This window comes from Nocardioides caldifontis, assembly GCF_008087345.1.
GTDB classification, from domain to species: Bacteria; Actinomycetota; Actinomycetes; order Propionibacteriales; family Nocardioidaceae; genus Marmoricola_A; species Marmoricola_A caldifontis.
Window position 1 is genome coordinate 1,013,285 of sequence record NZ_VHIB01000001.1, and the last position, 18,175, is coordinate 1,031,459.

At 72.9% G+C, this 18,175-nt stretch carries 18 protein-coding genes; 13 read left to right on the top strand and 5 right to left on the bottom strand.

The genetic code is table 11. The features are described from left to right. The first annotated feature begins 48 nt into the window (after positions 1-48). On the top strand, positions 49-831 hold the full coding sequence (locus FIP57_RS12985; protein ID WP_148573881.1) for an inositol monophosphatase family protein: 783 nt from the start codon (positions 49-51) through the stop codon (positions 829-831). Positions 832-860: 29 nt separating this feature from the next. On the opposite strand, the gene FIP57_RS12990 is transcribed toward FIP57_RS12985, so the two are convergent. Further along, positions 861-1,814, bottom strand: a complete 954-nt coding sequence (locus tag FIP57_RS12990) for an SGNH/GDSL hydrolase family protein (protein WP_148573882.1) — start codon at positions 1,812-1,814, stop codon at positions 861-863. Between the two features lie 163 nt (positions 1,815-1,977). On the opposite strand from FIP57_RS12990, the gene FIP57_RS12995 reads away from it, so the two are divergent. After that, positions 1,978-2,973: an NAD-dependent epimerase/dehydratase family protein gene (locus FIP57_RS12995; protein WP_148573883.1), complete on the top strand. Its 996-nt coding sequence runs from the start codon at positions 1,978-1,980 to the stop codon at positions 2,971-2,973. A gap of 92 nt (positions 2,974-3,065) precedes the next feature. Then, on the top strand, positions 3,066-3,395 hold the full coding sequence (locus FIP57_RS13000) for a hypothetical protein (protein ID WP_148573884.1): 330 nt from the start codon (positions 3,066-3,068) through the stop codon (positions 3,393-3,395). Between the two features lie 15 nt (positions 3,396-3,410). Here the strand turns inward: FIP57_RS13000 and FIP57_RS13005 are convergent, their stop codons facing one another. Together FIP57_RS13005 and FIP57_RS13010 are read right to left on the bottom strand one after the other, a co-directional pair. Beyond that, positions 3,411-5,150, bottom strand: a complete 1,740-nt coding sequence (locus FIP57_RS13005) for a BCCT family transporter (protein ID WP_338039917.1) — start codon at positions 5,148-5,150, stop codon at positions 3,411-3,413. Between the two features lie 321 nt (positions 5,151-5,471). Next, the gene (locus FIP57_RS13010; RefSeq protein WP_148573886.1) at positions 5,472-6,722 is read right to left on the bottom strand and encodes an acyl-CoA dehydrogenase family protein; all 1,251 of its coding nucleotides are present in this window, start codon (positions 6,720-6,722) and stop codon (positions 5,472-5,474) included. Between the two features lie 224 nt (positions 6,723-6,946). Here FIP57_RS13010 and mtlA point away from each other — a divergent pair, with 224 nt between their 5' ends. From mtlA to FIP57_RS13035, 5 genes are read left to right on the top strand one after another with little or no spacing between them, the layout of a single operon-like run. After that, complete coding sequence (gene mtlA / locus FIP57_RS13015) at positions 6,947-8,053, top strand: mannitol-specific PTS transporter subunit IIC (protein ID WP_238993428.1); 1,107 nt, start codon at positions 6,947-6,949, stop codon at positions 8,051-8,053. Between the two features lie 42 nt (positions 8,054-8,095). Then, positions 8,096-8,404 carry a PTS lactose transporter subunit IIB gene (locus FIP57_RS24040; protein WP_148573887.1) on the top strand — a complete coding sequence of 103 codons (309 nt, stop codon included), beginning with the start codon at positions 8,096-8,098 and terminating at the stop codon, positions 8,402-8,404. Continuing rightward, positions 8,394-8,864, top strand: a complete 471-nt coding sequence (locus tag FIP57_RS13025; RefSeq protein ID WP_238993429.1) for a PTS mannitol transporter subunit IIA — start codon at positions 8,394-8,396, stop codon at positions 8,862-8,864. The genes FIP57_RS24040 and FIP57_RS13025 overlap by 11 nt, the downstream gene beginning before the upstream one ends. Next, complete coding sequence (locus FIP57_RS13030; RefSeq protein ID WP_148573888.1) at positions 8,864-9,907, top strand: zinc-dependent dehydrogenase; 1,044 nt, start codon at positions 8,864-8,866, stop codon at positions 9,905-9,907. The genes FIP57_RS13025 and FIP57_RS13030 overlap by 1 nt, the downstream gene beginning before the upstream one ends. 39 nt (positions 9,908-9,946) lie before the next feature. After that, positions 9,947-10,684, top strand: a complete 738-nt coding sequence (locus FIP57_RS13035; RefSeq protein WP_148573889.1) for an ABC transporter ATP-binding protein — start codon at positions 9,947-9,949, stop codon at positions 10,682-10,684. Between the two features lie 52 nt (positions 10,685-10,736). Here FIP57_RS13035 and FIP57_RS13040 read toward each other — a convergent pair whose 3' ends face one another. Further along, positions 10,737-11,366 carry a TetR/AcrR family transcriptional regulator gene (locus FIP57_RS13040; protein WP_203231205.1) on the bottom strand — a complete coding sequence of 210 codons (630 nt, stop codon included), beginning with the start codon at positions 11,364-11,366 and terminating at the stop codon, positions 10,737-10,739. A 117-nt stretch (positions 11,367-11,483) separates the two neighbouring features. Here FIP57_RS13040 and FIP57_RS13045 point away from each other — a divergent pair, with 117 nt between their 5' ends. Next, the gene (locus tag FIP57_RS13045) at positions 11,484-14,279 is read left to right on the top strand and encodes a crotonase/enoyl-CoA hydratase family protein (protein ID WP_148573890.1); all 2,796 of its coding nucleotides are present in this window, start codon (positions 11,484-11,486) and stop codon (positions 14,277-14,279) included. A 100-nt stretch (positions 14,280-14,379) separates the two neighbouring features. Further along, on the top strand, positions 14,380-15,531 hold the full coding sequence (locus tag FIP57_RS13050; protein ID WP_148573891.1) for a class I SAM-dependent methyltransferase: 1,152 nt from the start codon (positions 14,380-14,382) through the stop codon (positions 15,529-15,531). On the opposite strand, the gene FIP57_RS13055 is transcribed toward FIP57_RS13050, so the two are convergent. Continuing rightward, positions 15,513-16,058, bottom strand: a complete 546-nt coding sequence (locus tag FIP57_RS13055) for a DUF6328 family protein (protein WP_148573892.1) — start codon at positions 16,056-16,058, stop codon at positions 15,513-15,515. The genes FIP57_RS13050 and FIP57_RS13055 overlap by 19 nt on opposite strands. A 101-nt stretch (positions 16,059-16,159) precedes the next feature. Between FIP57_RS13055 and FIP57_RS13060 the strand changes: the two genes are divergently transcribed. The 3 genes from FIP57_RS13060 to FIP57_RS13070 all read left to right on the top strand — a co-directional run bounded on the left by FIP57_RS13060 (position 16,160) and on the right by FIP57_RS13070 (position 18,139). Next, positions 16,160-16,483 (top strand): hypothetical protein, encoded by a 324-nt coding sequence (locus FIP57_RS13060; RefSeq protein ID WP_148573893.1) that lies wholly within the window; start codon positions 16,160-16,162, stop codon positions 16,481-16,483. Positions 16,484-16,509: 26 nt separating this feature from the next. Further along, the gene (locus FIP57_RS13065) at positions 16,510-16,839 is read left to right on the top strand and encodes a hypothetical protein (RefSeq protein WP_148573894.1); all 330 of its coding nucleotides are present in this window, start codon (positions 16,510-16,512) and stop codon (positions 16,837-16,839) included. A gap of 118 nt (positions 16,840-16,957) precedes the next feature. Continuing rightward, on the top strand, positions 16,958-18,139 hold the full coding sequence (locus FIP57_RS13070) for an amino acid deaminase/aldolase (protein ID WP_148573895.1): 1,182 nt from the start codon (positions 16,958-16,960) through the stop codon (positions 18,137-18,139). Positions 18,140-18,175: the final 36 nt, after the last annotated feature.

The window sequence follows — 18,175 nt, forward strand, 5'->3', positions numbered from 1 at the left end:
GCGCGCCCGGCGGTCGTGGGTGCCCCGGTGGTCGGTACGTTGCAGGGCGTGGAGACCGACGAGCTGCTAGCCGTTCTCAAGGACGTCGCCGAGGAGGTCATCAATCCCCGGTTCCGGACGCTCGCCGCCGAGCAGATCCACGAGAAGAACCCGGGCGACCTGGTCACGGTGGCGGACCGCGAGGCCGAGGTGCGGCTCACCGAGGTGCTGACGGCGGCGTACCCGGACGCCCTCGTGCTCGGCGAGGAGGCGACGGCGGCCGACGCGTCGTTGCTGGACCGGTTCCAGGAGGTCGAGCACGCGTTCACGGTCGACCCGGTCGACGGGACCAAGAACTTCGTCAAGGGCTCACGCGACCACGCGGTCATGGTCGCCGAGCTGCGCGGCGGGGCGGTCGTGAGGTGCTGGATCTGGCAGCCGCAGCACGAGAAGGCGTACGTCGCCGAGCGCGGCGCCGGTGCGTGGTGCAACGGCGAACGGCTCGTGCGGCCCCCGCTCGGTGACGAGCTGCGCGGCGTGACCGCCAAGCGGGGGTGGATTGGCCGCGCGATCGGGACGCTACGGGCCCTCGACCTGACCTGGGTCTGCTGCGGGGTGGACTACCCGAAGCTGGTCGAGGGGGCCGCGGACTACGCGCTCTACCGGCGCGGCAAGCCTTGGGACCACGCTCCGGGGTCGCTGCTGCTCGAGGAGGCCGGCGGCTACGTCGGCACCTTCGGCGGAGCGCCGTACCGCCCGCAGCAGGAGCCCCCGCTGGGGTTGGTCGCCGCCGCGGACCGGGAGACGTACGACGTGGTCCAGCGGCTGGTCCACGCGCTCCCCGGGCTCTGAGCAACGGGGCGAGCACCGGGGGCCCACGGTCACCCCAGGTCGAGCACCTTGATCGTGCGCGCTGCCATCTTCCGCTCGCCGAGCGCGTTGGGGTGCACCACGACCGGGTTGGTCGTCCCCAGCACCGGCTCGACCCAGCGCACCCCGACGGGCTGGCAGGCGTCGTGCCCCTCGGAAACCCGGTTGAGGTTCACGTAGATGCTCCTGGTCGCCTTCGCGGCGCGACGGACGGCGTTGTTGAGCGTCGCCTGGAGCGAGCGGAGGTACGGCACGTCGCCGCGGGCCACTGGCATCTTGCCGAAGCAGCCGCCCTTCGGCGGCAGGATCCACGGGTAGCCGAGGATCGCGACGGTCGCCCGCGGTGCCCGCCGGTGGACCGCGCGCAGCGTCTTCACCAGTGCCGGGTAGGTGACCTGCCGGACCGCCCGCTCGAAGGACTGGCCGTACTGGTCCTTGCACGGGCTGCCCTTCCCGAGCGTCGACAACCCGGCCACACCGCACGACAGGATCGCGCCGATGAAGGTGTTGTTGTCATTGCCACCAATAGTCATCGTGACCAGCTTTGTGCGCTTGCGGAGGGCGTCGAGCTGGGGCGCGACGCCCGGGTACTGCTCGCTGAAGAAGTCGCCGGTCTCCGCGGCTCCGCAGGTCACGTCGGTGAGCCTCGCGCCGGTGCGCGCCGCGATCACGTGCGGATAGTTGCGGGTCGACCGGAGGCACTGCAGCGGCGCGGTCGGGTCGGGCGGCAGCACTCCGGAGGCAGCGCTGTAGGAGTCACCGAGCGCGACGTAACGCAGCGGCCCGACAGCCTTCGACCCGGCAGCCTTCGACCCGGCAGCCTCCGACCCGGCAGCCTTCGAGCCGGCAGTGGCAGCCACGGTGCCGGTGGAGGTGTCGCGGGGGGCCGCCTGCGACGGCAGTGCGGGCACGAGGACGGCGGCGAGCAGCGCGGAGCAGGCCGACAGGGCGGTACGACGGAGCATGGCGGGTCCCTCCCGGGGCACGACGGGTTGCAGACCCCAACGATCCACCGGGCGGGAGGTGATGGCCAGGGCACGGCGGCGGGCCGACCGCAGGAACCTCGGTGGCGCAGCCCACGACCGCGGACCAGGCGTCCGGACGGCGCTCCTGGGTAGGAGTGCCGGCATGACCGAGGCGACCCCCGAGCGCGACCTGACCGTGGCCGTCACCGGCCCCACCGGCACCTTCGGCTTCGGGCTGATCCCGCTGCTCGAGCGGGACGACCGGGTGAAGGAGGTCGTCGGGATCGCCCGGCGCCCGTTCGACCCGGTCGAGCACGGGTGGAGCAAGCTGGAGTACCGCCGCGGCGACGTCCGCGACCCCGACGCGTTGCGGCAGGCGTTCGCGGCGGCCGACGTCGTGGTGCACCTGGCGTTCCTGATCGTCGGCGGCAACAAGGAGACGACCCGCGCGATCAACATAGAGGGGACGCTCAACGCGTTCCGGGCCGCGGCGGAGGCCGGGGCCCGCCGGTTCGTCTACGCGAGCTCCGTCGCGGCGTACGGCTTCCACCGCGACAACCCGGTCGGCATGACCGAGGAGTGGGAGACGCGCCCCGCGGACCGGCTCTTCTACGCCCAGGAGAAGGCCGAGCTCGAGGAGCTGCTCCGGCAAGAGGCGACGCACCACCCGCAGCTCGAGCTGTACCTCCTCCGTCCGCCGATCGTCGCCGGCCCCGACGCCGTGGGCGGCAAGGTCGAGCTCCCCGGCCACCTCGCGCCGCTGCTCCGGGCGCTCCGCTCCGGCATCGGGATGCTGCCGCTGCCCGTGCCGGTCCCCGCCGTGACGCTCCAGCTGGTCCACCAGGACGACGTCGGCGAGGCGCTGCACCTGTGCGTGCTCGGCGCGGGCCCGCCGGGGGCGTACAACATCGCGGCCGACGACGTCATCACGTTCGCCGACGTGGTGGAGGAGCTCGGCGTCTCCACGATCCCGCTGCCCGAGCGTCCCGTCCGGGAGGTCGCCCGGCTCATCGCGCAGGTGCCGCTGCTGCCGTCGGTGGCGCAGTGGGTCGAGGCGGTCAGCCACCCCGCGATCATGGACACCTCACGAGCCCGCGAGGAGCTCGGTTGGAAGCCGCTCTGGACCGCGCGCGAGGCGCTCGCCGACACCTTGCGCTGATCCGGGGCCGCGGCCCGGATGAGTAGGCCACGGCGCCCGACTGAGTACATCGACGCATGTGGCGCCCCGCCTTCGCCGACCAGGGTCGGGCCATGGCGACCGACACCGAACCCGCCCGAGGCATGAACGCGCTCGCCGGGCTCAGCGCCCTCGGTTTCGTCGTCCTGGTCGTGCTCGCCGGGATCGCCGTGCACGGCTACCACGCCTACACCGGCGACGACCCACTGATCGGGCTGTCGATGTTGTTCGCCTTCGCGGCAGGCGGCATCGCGCTGCTGGGCGGCTCCCTCACGCTGGCCGGCTGGCTGCTCCGGCGTCGCCGCCCCTCGCTCGCGCAGGGGCTGGCGATCGCCGGCACGGTCGTCCTCGTGCTGCCGTTCGCGGGCAGCGGGCTGAGCGTGGTGCTCGGCCCGTTCCTGTGAGCCGCGGCGCTAGGGCTAGGCCTGGTCCGATACGGCCCGCTCGGAGCTCCTGCCGTCGGGGCTCGTCCCGTCCGTCTCCGCCCCCGTGGACGTCGCCGACGAGTCGGAGCTGCTGTCGACGGGCCCCACTCCCTGGCCGGGCTCGGTCGGCTCGACGGTGAGCGAGAAGTCGTCCCCGTGCTGGGTGACACCCGCCACCACGGCGTTCTCGACCGCCTGCACGGCGTACTTCCGGCGCACGACGATCGGGTCGGACTGGAGGTCGCGGACGAGCCCCCAGGCGATGCCGACCATCACCAGGGCGAAGGGCAGGGCCGCCACGATCGTGATGTTCTGCAACCCCGTCAGCGCGTCGTCGCCACCGACGAGCAGCATCACGGCGCTCGCCGCACCGGTCGCGACACCCCAGAAGATCACCGGTCCACGCCCGGGGTGCAGGTTGCCGCGCTGCGAGAGCGAGCCCATGACGACCGAGGCGGCGTCCGCACCGGAGACGAAGAAGATCGCCACCAGCACCATGACCACGACGCTGGTGATGCCCGTCCACGGCAGGTGCTCGAGCATCGCGAACAGCTGGCTCTCGGGAGCGGCGGGGTCGCCCATGTCGCGGCCGTCCTGCTGCATCCTGATCGCGGAGCCGCCGAAGATCGCGAACCACACGAGGCTGACCAGGCTCGGCACGAGCAGCACGCCGGTGACGAACTGGCGGATCGTGCGGCCGCGCGAGATCCGCGCGATGAAGACGCCGACGAACGGTGTCCACGACAGCCACCAGGCCCAGTAGAAGACCGTCCAGCCGGAGAGCCACGCGGCCATCCCCTCGCCGCCGGCGGCCTCGGTGCGGGCCGACATCATCGCGAGGTCCTGGAAGTAGCTGCCGATCGCGGTCGGGACGAGGTCGAGCACGAAGACCGTCGGGCCGGCCACGAAGACGAACAGCGCGAGCGCGACCGCGAGGACCATGTTGATGTTCGAGAGCCACTGGATGCCGCGCGCGACGCCGGAGACCGCGGAGACCACGAACCCGACGGTGAGCAGCGCGATGATCCCGACCAGCAGGCCGTTGCCGACCTCGCCGATGCCGGAGACGATCTCCAGCCCGCTGGCGATCTGCAGGGCGCCGAGGCCGAGCGAGGCTGCGGAGCCGAAGAGGGTGGCGAAGATCGCGAGCACGTCGATGACCTGCCCAGCGCCGCCGTTCGCGCGGCGTTCGCCGATGAGGGGGGCGAACGCCGAGCTGATCAGCTGCGAGCGGCCGCGGCGGTAGACGCCGTACGCGACGGCCAGGCCGACGACCGCGTAGATCGCCCACGGGTGGAGCGTCCAGTGGAAGAGCGTCGTCGCCATCGCGGTCTGGACGGCGGCGTCGTTGCCGGGCTCGCCGGTGCCGGGTGGCGGGGTGACGAGGTGCGCCAGCGGCTCCGCGACCCCCCAGAAGACCAGCCCGATCCCCATGCCGGCGCTGAACATCATCGCGATCCACGACGAGGTGCGGAACTCCGGCTCCTCGTCGTCGCGGCCGAGCGGGATGCGGCCGTACTTCCCGACGGCCAGCCAGATCACGAACACCACGAACGCCGAGGCCACGAGGACGAAGAGCCACCCGGTGTTGTGCACGGTCCAGCCGAGCGCCTCGGTCGAGGCGGTGCTCAGGCTGTCGGTGCTGATCACGCCCCAGGCGACGAAGGCGAGCGCCACGGCCGCGGCGACGCCGAAGACGACCTTGTCGAGCCGCCCCTCGCCCCTGAGTGCCACCGGTTCGAAGGTCTGGTCCAGCGCCGGGTGGAGCTCCTCCGGCTCTGGGGTCCGTGTCGTGGGTTCGCGCATCAAGTCAGCCACAGGTTCCAACGGCGTGCGGGGACGCCTCCTCCTCGGGTGCGATCAGGGAGCCGGTCAGCGTTTCCGGACGATCATCCACCCCAGTACCCCGGGCGAAACGCGTGAAAGCTCACGTTCCGACACGCCAGGAGGGGCGGTTCAACGGCTCCGCAGAGACCATAAGGGGCGGTTCAACACGCCACGAGGGGCGGGTCGACACATGCCAGGACGCGAGGTCATCGGGAGGTCAGCGGGAGGTCATCGCAGGGGCATCCCGGAGATGGTGCGCGCGATCACCAGCCGCTGGATCTCGGAGGTGCCCTCGAAGATCGTGTAGATCCGGGCGTCGCGGGCCATCCGCTCGACCGGGTACTCCCGCGTGAAGCCGTTGCCGCCGAGGATCTGCATCGCCTGGCCGGTAACCTTCACCGCGGTCTCGCCGGCGTAGAGCTTCGACATCGACCCCTCGGCGGCGTCGAACCGCTTGCCGTTGCTCGCCATCCAGGCCGCCCGCCAGACCAGCAGCCGCGCGGCGTCGATCGAGGTCCGCATGTCGGCGAGGGTGAACGCGATCGCCTGGTTCTCGATGATCGGGCGGCCGAACTGCACGCGCTCCTTGGCGTAGTCGAGAGCGTGCTCGTACGCCGCCCGTGCGATCCCGACCGCCTGTGCGCCGACGGCCGGGCGGGTCCGCTCGAAGGTCGCCATCGAGGGCTGGCTGCGCGTCCCCTGCGCGGTTCCTGAGGAGGCGGCGGAGGAGCCGTCTCGAAGGGCGCGCGCCTTGGCCAGCCGCGCGTCGAGCTTCTCCTTGCCCCCCAAAAGGCAGCGCCCCGGCACGCGGCAGCCGTCGAGGACCACCTCCGCGGTGTGCGAGGCGCGGATGCCGTGCTTGCCGAACTTCTGGCCCTGCGAGAGCCCCTTCGTCCCCGGAGGTACGACGAAGCTCGCCTGTCCCCGCGCCCGCAGCTCGGGGTCGACGACGGCCGTGACGACGTGCACGTCGGCGATCCCGCCGTTGGTGGCCCACGTCTTCGTCCCGTCCAGGACCCACTCGTCGTTGGCCTCGTCGTACACCGCCCGGGTGCGCATCGCGCCCACGTCCGAGCCGGCGTCGGGCTCCGAGGAGCAGAACGCGGCGAGCCTGAGGTCGCCGGGGGTGCCGAACATCTGCGGCACCCACTCACCGACCTGCTCGTCGGTGCCGTTCGCCCGCACGCTGGCGGCCGCGAGCGTGGTGCCGACGATCGAGAGCCCGAGCCCTGCGTCTCCCCAGAACAGCTCCTCCATCGTCACCGGGATGCCGAGCCCGGTCTGGTCGAAGCTCTGGGTGGCGAAGAAGTCCAGCGAGTAGAGCCCGATCCGCGCCGCCTCCTCCAGCACCGGCCACGGGAACTCCTCGCGCTCGTCCCACTCGGGGGCGGCGGGGCGGAGCACGTCGCGGGCGAAGGTGCGCACCCACTGCTGGAGCTCGAGGTGGTCGGGGCCGAGCTCGAAGGAGGGCGTCGTCATGCGCAGAACCTAGCCAGCCACCCCCGCCGGCCTGGGAGGGACGCCCGATCATGCCCGGTTCTGCCCGGATCCCCGATCCGTGGAGCCCGTATCCGTGGTTTTCGGCAGGCGGTGACCCTTGACACAACATAAACGCAGGGCATACAAACGAGATCACAGGTTGCGTGACACCGGTCACAACGACCGGCCGGCCCCGCCGTGCGGGGAGAAGGAGAGGGTGCGCGATGGTCATGCCAGACGCGACGGTCAACAAGAATCTCGAGGGCACCGGGGCCCGGGCCCGGGTGCAGAAGTTCGGCGGCTACCTCGCCGGCATGATCATGCCGAACATCGCCGCGTTCATCGCCTGGGGGCTGCTCACGGCGCTCTTCATCCCGGACGGCTGGCTGCCGAACGAGAAGCTCGCCGCGCTCGTCGGCCCGACGATCACCTTCCTGCTGCCGCTGCTGATCGGCTACACCGGCGGCCGGATGGTCCACGGGCAGCGCGGCGCGGTCGTCGGCGCGGTCGCCACGATGGGCGTCATCGTCGGCACCGACGTCCCGATGTTCCTCGGCGCGATGATCATGGGGCCGCTCGCGGCGTACGTCATCAAGCTCGTCGACAGGTCGATCGAGGACAAGGTGCCGTCCGGCTTCGAGATGTTGATCGACAACTTCTCCGCCGGCATCGTCGGCGGCCTGGGCGCCATCGGCGGTGTGTACGCCGTCGGGCCGGTCGTCGAGCGGCTCGTGAACTGGCTCGGTGACGGCGTCGAGACGCTGGTCGACAACAACCTGCTCCCGCTCGCGTCGATCCTCGTCGAGCCCGCGAAGGTGCTCTTCCTCAACAACGCGATCAACCACGGCGTGCTGTCGCCGCTCGGCGCCGTCGAGGCCGAGGAGGCCGGCAAGTCGATCCTCTTCATGGTCGAGTCGAACCCCGGCCCGGGACTCGGCATCCTGCTGGCGTTCCTGTTCTTCGGGCCGCGGGCGATGCGCCCCACCGCGCCGGGCGCGATCATCATCCACTTCCTCGGCGGGATCCACGAGATCTACTTCCCGTACATCCTGATGAAGCCGGTCCTCATCCTGGCCGCCGTCGCCGGGGGTGCCGCCGGGCTGCTGACCGGCACGATCCTCGACGCCGGTCTGGTCTCGCCGGCCTCGCCCGGCAGCATCTTCGCCTACCTCGCCGTCACCCCGAAGGGTGGCTACTTCCCCGTGCTCGCGGCCATCGTGGTGGCTGCAGCGGTGTCGTTCGTCGTCGCATCGCTCCTCATGGGGTTCGGCCGCGGCACCAAGGAAGAGGAGCTGCACCGCCCCGAGGACGAGGTCGTCGTCGGCGACTGACCGACACCAACCGCTCCAGAACCAACCCACGAGGAGGGCCCGATGCCCACAGTGAACGGATCCGACGTCAAGAAGGTCGTCATCGCCTGCGACGCCGGGATGGGCAGCAGCGTCATGGTCGCGAGCACCATGAAGAAGAAGCTGAAGAAGTACGACGTCACCGTCGAGCACACGCCGGTGAACAACATCCCGCCCGACACCCAGGTGGTGCTCTGCCACGCCGGCCTGGCCGAGCGCGCCAAGGGGATCGCCCCGGAGGCCGTGATCGTCCCCTTCCAGGTGTTCATGGGCGACCCGGCCTTCGCGAAGGTCGAGTCGGCGATCAAGGACGGTGGGACCCTTGAGTCCTGAGGCCCCCGAGGTGGCGACCGAGATCCTGTCCGCCGACGCGGTGCGGCTGGGGCTGACCGCCCGCGACAAGGAGGACGCCCTCCGCCAGTGCGGCGCGGTGCTCGTCGAGATCGGCGCGGCCGACCCGGCGTACGCCGAGGCGATCCTCGAGCGCGAGAGGTCGGTGTCGACCTACATGGGGGAGGGCGTCGCCATCCCGCACGGCACCGACGAGAGCCGCGACCACATCAAGCGGGGGGCGCTGGCGTTCCTCCAGTTCCCCGACGGGGTCGACTGGAACGGCAAGACCGCCCACGTCTGCATCGCGATCGCGTCGCGGAGCGACGAGCACATCGGGATCCTGCAGTCGCTGGCGATGGTGCTCAGCGACAAGGAGAGCGCCCGCCGGCTGCGGGAGACCACCAGCGTGGACGAGGTGCTCGAGCTCCTCGCCCCGACCGACGAGGAGGACGACGACTGATGAAGGTGGTGCGCTTCTACGCGCCCGAGGACGTGCGGATCGAGGACGCGCCGGAGCCCGAGTGCGGCCCCGACGAGGTGAAGCTGCGGGTGCGCAACTGCTCCACCTGCGGCACCGACGTCAAGATCCTGCACAACGGCCACCAGAACCTCAGCCCGCCGCGGGTGATCGGCCACGAGATCGCCGGCGAGGTGGTCGAGGTCGGCGCGAACGTCCCCGGGTGGTCGGTCGGCGACCGCGCGCAGGTGATCGCGGCGGTCCCCTGCGGCGAGTGCTACGAGTGCCGCAAGGGGTGGATGGCGGTCTGCGAGAACCAGACCAGCATGGGCTACCAGTACGACGGCGGGTTCGCGGAGTACATGGTGGTGCCCCGCCAGGTGCTCGAGGTCGACGGGCTCAACCGGATCCCGGAGAACGTCGGGTTCGACGAGGCCTCCGCCGCCGAGCCGCTGGCCTGCGCGATCAACGCCCAGGAGCTGCTCGGGATCGAGGAGGGCGACACCGTCGTCGTCTTCGGGGCCGGCCCCATCGGCTGCATGCACATCCGGGTCGCCCGCGGCGTCTGGAAGGCCGGACCCGTCTACCTCGTCGACGTCAACGCCGAGCGGCTGAAGATGTCGGCCGACGCGGTGCAGCCCGACGAGACGATCGACGCCTCGCACGTCGACGTCGTCGAGCGGGTCCGCGAGCTCACCGGCGGGCGCGGCGCGGACGTGGTGATCACCGCGACCGCGGCGAACGTCACGCAGGAGCAGGCGATCGCGATGGCCGCCCGCAACGGCCGCATCTCGTTCTTCGGTGGGCTGCCGAAGAACAATCCGACGATCACCTGCGACTCCAACGTCGTCCACTACCGCCAGCTGCACATCCACGGCGCGAACGGCTCGGCGCCCGAGCACAACAAGCGGGCGCTGGAGTACATCTCCACCGGCCAGGTCCCGGTCAAGGACCTCATCACCGTGCACCTGCCGCTGGAGCGCGCGATGGAGGCGTTTGACATCGTGGCCAAGGGAGAGGCCATCAAGGTCACCGTCGAGCCCTGACGCGGGCGCTCCGCGGGGCCTTCTGGGGAGGAGGTCCCGGTGGAGCTGCTGCGGCTGACCGGCGTCGAGGTGCGGTACGGCGGGTTCGCGGCCCTCGACGGCGTCGACCTCGAGGTCGGTCCCCGGCAGGTCGTGGGCGTCGTCGGCACCAACGGCGCCGGCAAGTCCACGCTCTGCGACGTGGTCAGCGGCTACGTCCGCCCCGCCGCCGGTGAGGTCTGCTGGCAGGGGCGGGACGTCACCGGGCTCGGCCCCCGCGAGCGGCACCGGCTCGGGGTCGGGCGGACGCTCCAGGGGCTCGGGCTGCTCGAGGACGTCACGGTCCGCACCAACGTCGAGCTCGGGGCGTCCCGGCACGCCCGCGAGGGGCGAGGGCTGCTCTCCCGGGTGACCACGGTCGACCGTGAGGTCACCGCCCGCGTGGACGCCGTGCTGAGCGACCTGCGGATCACCGAGCACGCCGAGGCGCTCCCGCCCTCCCTCCCGCACGCCGTGCGCGCCCGAGTGGCGCTGGCCCGCGCCCTTGTCGGCCTTCCCAGCCTCCTGGTGCTCGACGAGCCGACCACCGGGCTGTCGGTCGAGGAGGCCACGAGGTTCGGCACGCTGCTGCGCCGGATCGCCGGCCGCACGTCGGTGCTGCTCGTCGACCACCACCTCGAGCTGCTGACCTCGGTGAGCGACGAGCTCGTCGTGCTCGACGCCGGACGGGTGGTCGCACGGACCACGCCCGACGAGGTCGCGGCGAGGCCGGAGCTGCTGGCGCCGTACACCTCCTGATCTGGCTGATCGGGGAGTCCGTGGTGCACCGGGTGCGTCACGGGCTCCCCGGTCAGAGCCAGCCGTCCGAGGGCCGGGTGCCGAGCAGGACCTCGAGCGCCCGCCGCCACCGGGAGAGGAGCAGCTCGACCTGACCGCCGCGGTCGGTGAGCATCGTGCTCATCGCGATTCCGGTGAGCGCGTCGATCGTCAGCTCGACGAGGGTGTGGGCGCGGGGGTCGTCACCGGCGCTGCCGAGCACCTCGAACAGCCCGTCGTGGAGCGCCCGGAACAGCCGCTCCTGCACCGGCAGTAGCGTCGCCCGTAGCTCGGCGTCGGTCCGCGCCGCCACCCACAGCTCGAGCGCGGTGAAGAACGAGGGCCCGGCGAGGTCAGCCCACGCCAGGTCGACGACCGCCGCCAGCCGGTCCGCCCCGGCCGGTATGTCGGCCGCCTCGGTGCGGAACCGCTCGATCCGCTCCAGCGCGAGGTGCTCGGTCGCGGCCACCATCAGCTCGGCCTTCGCGGGGAAGTGGTGGAGCAGCGTGCCTCGGGCCACGCCGGCCCGCTCCTGCACCTCGGTCACCGTCGTCGCGGCGTACCCCTTCTCCTGCAGACACGCGACGGCCGCCTCGAGCAGCCGGCGGCGCATCCGCGAGCGCCGCTCCTCCTGGGTCAGCCGAAGGGCTCGTGCCGTCTCCACACCAGATACAGTACGCCCGTACTGTTTTTCGTCGAACCGCCCCTTCTGGTGTGTCGAGCCGCCCTTCGTGGCGCGCCACGAAGGGCGGCTCAACACGCGGCCGACGTCAGGAGCCCGATGACCGACCTCCAGCCCCCCGCGCAGCTGACGGCGTACGAGCGGGCGGTCACCGCCGAGCTCCCGGTGCCGGTCGCCGCCGCCACCGCACGGCGGGTCCTCGGAGACCTGTCCCGGATCCCCGACTGGCTCGCGCTGCACGCCCGGTGGCGGGGCACGCCACCGGCGGGTGCCGCGGTGGGCGTCGAGTTCGGCGAGCAGGTCACGCTGATGGGGATCCCGGCCGACATCGCCTGGGAGGTCGTCGAGGTGTCCGAGCACCGGGTCGGGCTGAGCGGCACCGGGCCGATGCAGCTCACGCTCGGGCTGTGGTTCACCACGTCGGAGGACGGTGGCGGGACGCTCGTGCGGATCGACGCCGGTGTCGGCGGCGACCCGGTCGTCGGACCGATGGGCGCCACCGTGATGAAGAGCCTCGAGGAGGCGCTCCAGGAGTCGCTGCAGCGGCTGGCGAGGGTGCTGGGCGAGGGCCGCGAGGAGCAGGCCGCCGCCGCACCCGTCCGCCACGAGCGGACCGGCAAGCTCCTCGATCCCCGGACGCCGGTGCTCGTCGGCGTCGGCCAGGTGGTCCGCCGCACCCCGGACCTCGACCAGCCTGCCGACCCGGCGACGCTCGCCGCCGAGGCCGCGCGCGTCGCGGAGGCGGACAGCGGGGCGGCGCTCCTCGCGCGGCTCGACGAGGTGCACGCGGTGGCCAGCGCGTCCTGGTCCTACCGCGACCTCGGACGGGCGGTCGCCGAGCAGCTCGGTGCGGAGCCGTCGCGCACGGTCATGTCCGCGAGGTACGGCGGTGACGCCGGCCAGCTCCTCGTCAACGCGGCCGGCCAGGCGGTCGCCGACGGCCGGGCCTCCGTGGTGCTGGTCTGCGGCGCGGAGGCGGGGAGCACGCTGGCCGCCGCGCAGAAGGCCGGCCGCGACCTCGGCTGGCCGGAGCAGCCCGCCGACGTCCGGCCCGACGAGGTGGTCGGGAGCGAGCGGGAGCCGAACAACGCCGCGGAGACCGGGGCCGGGCTGAGCGTCCCGGTCTACAGCTACGCGCTGATGGAGGCTGCGCTCCGGCACCGCACAGGGAAGACCCAGGAGGAGCACCTGCGGACCATCACCGAGCTGTGGTCGCGGTTCTCCGAGGTGGCCGCGGAGAACGAGCACGCGTGGATGCCGGAGGCGCAGTCCGCCGAGCGGCTGGCCCGGGCCGACGCGGACAACCGGATGGTCACCACGCCGTACACGAAGCTGCTCTGCGCGAACCTCCAGGTCGACCTGGCCGCCGCGGTCATCGTCACCAGCGTCGCCGCCGCCGAGGAGGCCGGTGTCCCGCAGGACCGGTGGGTGTTCCTGCACGCCGGCGCCGCGGCGTACGACGAGTGGTTCGTCTCCGAGCGCGGCGACCTGGCGTCGTCCCCGGCGATCCGCACCATCGGGGCCGCCGCCCTCGACCACGCCGGGCTCACCGTCGACAGGATCGCCCACGTCGACCTGTACTCCTGCTTCCCCGCGGCCGTGCAGATCGCGGCCCACGAGCTCGGGTTGCCGGTCGACGACCCGAAGCGGCCGCTGACGGTGACCGGCGGGCTCACGTTCGCCGGCGGGCCCGGCAACAACTACGGCACGCACGCGGTGGCCACGCTGGTCCAGCGGCTGCGTGAGGAGCCGACGAGCTACGGGCTGGCGACGTCGCTGGGGTGGTACGCCACCAAGCACGCCATCGGGATCTACTCCGCCGAGCCCCCGGAGAGGGCGTACCGCTCGCTCCACCCGGCGCTCGAGCCGGTGCCCAGCCGCCCGGTGGTCACCTCGTACACCGGCCCCGCGGTCCTCGAGACGTTCACCGTGCAGCACGAGCGCGACGGGTCCCCCTCCGCGGTGATCGTCACGGCCCTCACGCCGGAGGGCGGCCGGGTGCTGGTGCGCAGCCGGCGGCCGGAGGTCGTGGCCGCGGCGCTCGACGAGGACCCGCTCGGCTGGCCGGTCGAGGTGGCCGGCGGCGACCTGACCTTCGCCGGTCGGGACCGCCAGACGCTGTCGCCCCCGCCGCCGATGCCGGTCCTGCTGGAGAAGCGCGGTGCAGTTGCCGTAGTGACGATAAATCGGCCGGAGCGACGCAACGCGGTCGACGTGAGGACCGCCGAGCTGCTCGAGCAGGTCGTCGACCACGTCGAGGCCGACCCGTCCGTGCGGGTCGCGGTGATCACCGGCGCGGGCGGCTCGTTCTGCGCCGGCATGGACCTCAAGGCGGCCGCGGCGGGCCAGTTCGCCATGACGGAGCGTGGTGGGCCGCTCGGCATCACCGCCCGGCCGATGCGGAAGCCGCTGATCGCCGCCGTCGAGGGGCACGCGCTGGCCGGCGGGTTCGAGCTCGCCCTCGTCGCGGACCTCGTCGTCGCCAGCACCGACTCGCAGTTCGGGCTGCCCGAGCCGAAGCGCGGCCTGGTCGCCGCTGCCGGCGGGGTGCTCCGGAGCTCCCAGCGGCTGCCGCGCAACGTCGCCATGGAGCTGGCGCTCACCGGCAACCCGATGCCGGCGACCCGGATGGCCGAGCTCGGGCTGGTCAACCGGCTCGCCGAGCCGGGCGCGGTGCTCGACGCCGCACTGGCGCTCGCCGAGGAGATCACCGCCAACGCGCCGCTCTCCGTCGAGGTGAGCAAGCGGATCGTCGAGGAGTCGCCGGACTGGCCGGTCGACCAGGCGTTCGCACGGCAGAGCGACCTGGCCGCGGTGGCCGTGCTCTCCGAGGACGCCGCCGAGGGAGTCGCCGCCTTCGCCGAGAAGCGCGCGCCGGTCTGGAAGGGGCGCTAGCCGGTCAGCGGCCGGGCAGCGTCGGGGAAGCCCGCGGGAAGGCCGGTCGTCCACCGTCGTCACCCCCAGCCCCGATCGGGGGCTCGACGACGGAGGCCCGATGACCCTCACCGACCAGCACCCCGCCCACCAGCCCTCCACCGACCAGCAGGACGTCGACCAGCAGGACGTCGACCAGCAGGTCGTCGACCAGCAAGACGCCGCGCCGGACCTCGCCCGGGTCAAGGAGTTCGCCGACAAGGTCCACGCCGACACCGCGGTCGCGGTCAACAGCGTGCTGACCTACCTCGGCGACCGGCTCGGCCTCTGGCGCGCCCTCGCGTCCGGGGAGCCGGTGACGAGCACGGAGCTCGCCGCCCGGACCGGGCTCGCGGAGCGGTACCTCCGCGAGTGGCTCGCGGCCCAGGCCGCCGCCGGCTACCTCCTGCACGACGGCGGCAGGTTCCGGCTGCCCTTCGAGCACGCGCTGGTGCTCGCCGACGACGACAGCCCCGCGGCGTCGGCCGGCGGGCTGGAGTTCACCGCGGCCGCGTGGAGCGGCGTGGACCGGCTCGCCGACGCCTTCACCACCGGCGAGGGGATCGCCTGGGGCGAGCAGGACGACCGGCTCGCGACGTCCGTCGAGCGGTTCTTCCGGCCGCTCTACCGGGGCGCGCTGCTCCCGGTCTGGGTGCCGGCGGTCGACGGGCTGCAGGAGCGGCTCGAGGCCGGCGCGGCGGTGCTCGACGTCGGCTGCGGGCTCGGGACGGCCACGCGGATGCTCGCCGCGGCGTTCCCCGCCTCACGGTTCGTCGGGGTCGACAGCCACGAGCCGTCCGTACGCCGGGCACGCGAGGCGGCCGCCGAGGCCGGTGTCGCCGACCGGGTCTCGTTCCGGATCGGCGACGCGGCGGACGGGGCCGACGAGCGGTTCGACGTGGTCTGCTTCTTCGACGTCCTCCACGACCTCGGCGACCCGGTCGGGGCCCTGCGGGCGGCGCGGTCCCGGCTCGTCGACGGCGGACTCCTGATGGTGGTCGAGCCGCACGCCGAGGACGCGCTCGACGACAACCTGCACGCCCGCGGGCTCGCGTGGTTCACCGCCAGCGCCGTCGCGTGCGTGCCCGGGAGCCTCGCGCAGCACGGTCAGGCCGCGCTCGGCGCCCAGGCCGGCCCGGCTCGCACGCTGGAGGTGCTCACCGCCGCCGGGTTCGACTCCGCACGGGTGGCCGTCGCGACCGACTACAACCTCGTCTACGAGGCCCGCCGCTGAAGATCGTCGCCGCCGCCGTCGTCCTCGTCCTCCTCCCGTTCCCCGCCGAACAGCGGGACCACCAGCCAGAGCGTGACGAGGACGACGGCGGCGACGGCCGCGGCGATGGTGGCCGCGACGTGGCCGACCACGCGGCCGAAGACCAGGAACACCGCGCCGGTCATCGTCACCGCCATGAGAGCGAGCCCGGCGCGAGCCGTCGCGTCGGCGGCGTGGATCAGCCACTCCTTCTCGCTCTTGCCGAACAGCACCCGGTGGAAGGCGACCGGCGCGATGATCAGCCCGGCCGACAGGATCGACGAGCACACCGTCACCAGGTAGGCGACCTCGTCGGCCGTCGTGAGCTCCTCGAACCCGTCCGAGAACGGGATCGTCAGCAGGAACCCGGTGATGATCTGGATGCCGGTCTGGGCGACCCGCAGCTCCTGCAGCATCTCGTTCCACTTGCGGGTGGTGCGCTCCTTGGGCGTCTCCTGCTCCGAGCCCGTCGTCCCGCCTGCCGTGCCGCCCAGCGCGTCGCTGCTCACCCCGACCACCTCTCTCGCCCCACGGGACCGGTTCCCGTCGACCGCCCGCCTCATGCCGGGACGCTGGTTCGTGCCGGCACGGCGGGGGGTACAACCGAGCCATGAGCCAGTCGACGCCCGACCAGCAGACCCAGAACGACGAGCCGCAGCGGGACAACCCGAGCCCGGCCGGCCAGGGCTCCGCGCCCGCGGCGGAGGGCGACACCGCCCCCACGGAAGTCGCCCCCACCGACGGCTCCTCGTCGAGCGGCACCGCCGACGGCGGGGCGACCGGCCACCTCGAGGACGGCGGGGTCGGGATCTCCGACGAGCAGCTCCCCGAGGACCTCCAGCCGACCGACGACAACCCGCTCGCGCAGCCGCCCGACGAGGACGACGACAGCGAGGGCGGCATCAGCCTCGGCCCCGACGGTCCGCAGGCCTAGGGGCAGCCGTGGCAGGGAGGGGACGGGTGCGCGCAGCCGGGGCCTCGGCGGCGCTGCTCCTCGGGGTGGTGCTCGGCGGCTGCTCGGAGGACGCGGCGGACCGCGCGGTGGACGACGCCGCCGACCGGGCCTCGGAGCTCGCCGGCCAGGCGTCCGAGGAGGTCGGTCGCCAGCTCGAGGACGCCGAGCTGCCGAAGGTCGACTGGAGCAGGTACGGCGACCAGCTCCGCACCCGGCTGGACCAGCTCGCCGAGCAGGCGGACTGCCAGGGGCTGCGTGAGGAGCTGACGAAGGTCGAGAAGAACGACACCCGGCTCACGCGGTACATCAAGCGGCAGATCGCCCAGGTCTGCTGAGCGGTCTGCCAAGCGGTCTGCTGGCGGCCTGCTGAGCGGTCTAGCACCCGGGCGGCACCTCGCACATGGCCCGAGTTGGTCACTTGACCGAGTCCGATCTGTCCCGCATTGTGAAGTCATGCACCGGGCCGAGCCGCTCCTCGAGGCGACGCGACACCTCGATCCGCCGTTCGGTGTGGTCGACCTCGACGCGTTCGAGCGCAACGCCCGGTCCCTCGAGCAACGGGCGGGCGGCACCCCGCTCCGGGTGGCCACCAAGTCGTTGCGGGTCCGCGACCTGGTCGACCGGGCGCTGGCCCGCCCGGGGTTCTGCGGCGCGCTCGCGTTCACGCTGCCCGAGGCGCTGTGGCTGTCGGAGCAGCACGACGGCATCTGCGTCGGCTACCCGACCGCGGACCGCGGTGCGCTGCGGGCGCTGGCCGCCGACGACCGGGCCCGCGAGCGGGTCGCGATCATGGTCGACTCCGTCGAGCACCTCGACTTCGTCCAGGGCGTGGTCGGCACGGACGGCCCGCCGATCCGGGCCTGCCTCGACCTCGACGCCTCGCTGAGGCTGCTCCGCGGCACGGTCCACCTGGGGCCGCGGCGCTCCCCGCTGCACGCCCCCGACGAGCTCCGGGCGCTGGCCGAGGCGGTCGCGGCGCGCTCGCGCTTCGCGCTGGTCGGGGTCATGTGCTACGAGGGGCAGATCGCCGGGATCCCCGACGAGGCGGGCTCGCTGCCCCGTCGTACGGCGGTGCGGCTGGTGCAGCGGCGCTCGGCCGAGGAGCTCCGCGAGCGGCGTGCGGAGGCGATCCGCCGGGTGCGCGAGGTGGCCGACCTGGAGTTCGTCAACGGTGGGGGCACCGGCAGCGTGGAGAGCACCGCCCAGGGGGCCGAGATCACCGACGTCGCCGCCGGCTCGGGGCTGCTGTGCCCCACGCTCTTCGACCACTACTCGTCGTTCCGTGCCGAGCCGGCGGCGTTCTTCGCGCTCAGCGTGGTGCGCCGGCCCGGGCCCGACCACGCCACCGTGCTCGGCGGCGGCTGGGTCGCCTCCGGACCGCCCGGGCGCGACCGGCTCCCGAGCCCGTGGTGGCCGGAGAGGCTGAGGATGGTCGCCGCCGAGGGCGCGGGCGAGGTGCAGACCCCGCTGACCGGCCCGGGCGCCAGGCGGCTCGCGATCGGGGACCGGGTGCTCTTCCGGCACGCGAAGTCCGGTGAGCTCGCCGAGCACCTCGAGACGGTGCACCTGGTCTCCGGCGGGGAGCTCGTCGGGTCGGTTCCGACCTATCGTGGTGAGGGTCGGACGTTCCTCTGAGCAGCTCGGGGCGGGAAGGGGCGTGACGTGACGAGG